Below are 2,675 nucleotides of genomic sequence, written 5' to 3' on the forward strand. Positions count from 1 at the left end.
AACATGGCCGTTTCCCTGGGCGGCATAGAAATGAAAAACCCCGTCATGACCGCTTCGGGAACTTTCGGGTACGGGCAGGAGTATGAATCCTATCTGGACCTGAACCGCCTCGGCGGTATCGTGGTAAAGGGTATATCGCCCCAGCCCCGGACGGGCAACAGGCCCCCCAGGATCATGGAGACCTCGTCGGGCATGCTCAATGCCATCGGTCTGGAAAACGTCGGCCTCGAGGTTTTTCTGGCGGAGAAAGCGGCGTATCTGAGAAGCCTGAATACAGCTGTAATAGTTAATATATTTGGTGAAACCATCGAGGACTACGTGAGGGTTGCAGAAGGGCTCGACGGGTGTGACGGCATTGCCGGGCTCGAGGTCAATATTTCCTGTCCCAACGTGAAGAAGGGCGGTGTCGATTTCGGGTCCGACCCTGACCTTGCCGGCGAGGTCGTCAGCGCCGTACGAAACGCCACCCGCCTGCCGCTCATCGTAAAGCTGACTCCCAACGTGACCGATATCCGCATCATCGCCCGATCGGTCGAGAAGGCCGGGGCCGATGCAATTTCCCTCATCAATACGATAAAGGGCATGGCCATCGATGTAGATACCCGCAGGCCCCGTCTCGGAAACGTTACAGGAGGCCTTTCGGGTCCGGCCATCAAGCCTGTTGCCCTGCGCATGGTCTGGGAAACCGCCCGGGCGGTTTCCGTCCCTCTCATCGGTATGGGGGGGATCATGAACAGCAGGGATGCACTGGAATTTCTCATTGCCGGAGCCCGGGCCGTGCAGGTGGGAACGGCAAACTTTATTAATCCGGCGGTAACAATCGAGATCATCGACGGAATCAGGGAGTATCTCATCGCCGGCGGCTTCGGCGATGTAAACGACATCGTGGGCTCACTGCGTCTGTGAGGAATATCTGTGATGGCAACCATCGAAGAAATAGCGGCGGGTGTCTACCTGGTGGGAGGCCCCTCTGTTTCGCATCCGGAAGAGGCCACGGCGTTTCTCCTGGACTGTGAAACACAACTGGTCATGATCGACGCGGGGGCCGGCCGGTCGGCCTTCCGCTCCGCTATCGAGGCATGGAAAGAATCCATGAACAGGCTCCTGGATATGGAGGCCGATATCCTCTGTGAGGGTCATTTCGGCATCTTTACATCGAAACGTGCTGTCAGGTCCTGTATTGAAAGGCAATTGCGTCAAAACTGACGGTCAGACCCGCTTTTCCGCCACCAGGCGAGCGAAATGCTCAAAGGACCGATCATAGGTTCTTTCGGCGTCTTTCGGAAAGAAACATCCCGGAATCTCCCGCTTCTTCAGATGATACATGACGCAGTCACAGCACATACCCTTTCTGGAGCAGGGGTCGTACGTGCAGATGCAGAGTTCGAGATTTTTTTCTTTTTTACACTCCACGAAGAATACCTCCCTTGGAAACGGTGAATGTGCGGGAATGATAGAACAGAGGAAGCCCGCGGTCAAGAGGCGCCACCATGGCCGGCTTGCGAACGTCTGGTTTTTCACGGATTTGATTGTCCGTGACATAACAGGACCGGGGGGAAGTTTCGGCTTGAAACATGCCGCCGGGAGGACTACACTGAAGCATCGTGTTTCGTGAAGCGAAACGCGAAACAGCGGAACCGTCACGGTTTCGTTCCACCTGTATGCACCGGATTTCCATGGGAGTCGGACACACCAGCCGAGGGGGAGAGGAGCTATGACTATGAAAAAAAAGAACTCGAGGGAAGAAAGGAAGGCGCGGGTTGTGGATGTTCTGAACACGGCACGGGCCATGGAGCTGCAGGCGATTTACCAATACATGAACCAGCACTATAACCTGGATGACATGGATTACGGTGAACTTGCCGCGAAGATGAAGCTTATTGCCATTGACGAGATGAGGCACGCCGAGATCTTCGCCGAGAGAATCAAGGAGTTGGGAGGAGAACCGACGACGGAACCCGCCGGAGGCGTCAAGAAGGCCCAAAAAGTGGAGGCGGTGTACCCCTTCGACGCGAATCTCGAGGATGACACCATCGAGAAGTACAATGCCTTTCTCGCCGTCTGCAAAGACAATGGTGACAGCACAAGCATGAACATCTTTGAAGTCATCATCGACGAGGAACAGCGTCATTTCAACTATTTCGATAACATTAACGATCACATCAGGAAACTTGGTCCGGCCTTTCTCGCCACCAAGGCGGGTACATCTTCGGATACGGGTTTACCCCCGGCCGGATTCGTCGTCGGTACGGGCGGTCAGTAAAACCCCCGCGATGTCCTGACAATTGCATATTCCGTTCAACGCTCGTAACGCTTTGTTAAAAGCGGCCGTCTTTTTTTGTCCTGTTGTGCCCCTTTGTCCGTTCCGGTCATTTTCTTATAGATCAGTTATATTCATCATTTAGCGAGCTTTTTCTTGTTTTCTGGTTCTTTTGGCACGGTTTTTTCATTAGAGTAAGGTGAAAGGATACACAGACAACCGGACACAAGGAGGACGGGACAATGAAACGCATGGCACAGACAATAATTATGACGGCTTTTGTAGTTTTGGTTACGACATCTTTCGCCTACGCGGAGTATGTGGCGACGGCGGCTGCGGGCGGGACCTTTCCCTACTTCCAGCTGGGTTGCCTGGTGATGGGCGGTCTGATCATCACCTCGCTCAAGCACAAATA

Annotated in this window: 4 protein-coding genes; 3 read left to right on the forward strand and 1 reads right to left on the reverse strand. The window is 54.1% G+C overall.

Annotated elements, in window-relative coordinates:
- Positions 1-906: dihydroorotate dehydrogenase (locus M0Q23_09930; GenBank protein ID MCK9528932.1), on the forward strand; the 906-nt coding region annotated here is incomplete at its 5' end.
- Between the two features lie 12 nt (positions 907-918).
- Positions 919-1,206 carry a hypothetical protein gene (locus tag M0Q23_09935; GenBank protein MCK9528933.1) on the forward strand — a complete coding sequence of 96 codons (288 nt, stop codon included), beginning with the start codon at positions 919-921 and terminating at the stop codon, positions 1,204-1,206.
- 3 nt (positions 1,207-1,209) lie between these two features.
- On the opposite strand, the gene M0Q23_09940 is transcribed toward M0Q23_09935, so the two are convergent.
- Positions 1,210-1,413: a DUF6485 family protein gene (locus tag M0Q23_09940; GenBank protein ID MCK9528934.1), complete on the reverse strand. Its 204-nt coding sequence runs from the start codon at positions 1,411-1,413 to the stop codon at positions 1,210-1,212.
- Positions 1,414-1,720: 307 nt separating this feature from the next.
- Here M0Q23_09940 and M0Q23_09945 point away from each other — a divergent pair, with 307 nt between their 5' ends.
- Entirely contained in the window at positions 1,721-2,263 is a 543-nt protein-coding gene (locus M0Q23_09945; GenBank protein ID MCK9528935.1) for a hypothetical protein, read from the forward strand.
- Positions 2,264-2,675: the final 412 nt, after the last annotated feature.

This window comes from Syntrophales bacterium, from assembly GCA_023228425.1.
Taxonomy (GTDB): domain Bacteria; phylum Desulfobacterota; class Syntrophia; order Syntrophales; family UBA2210; genus MLS-D.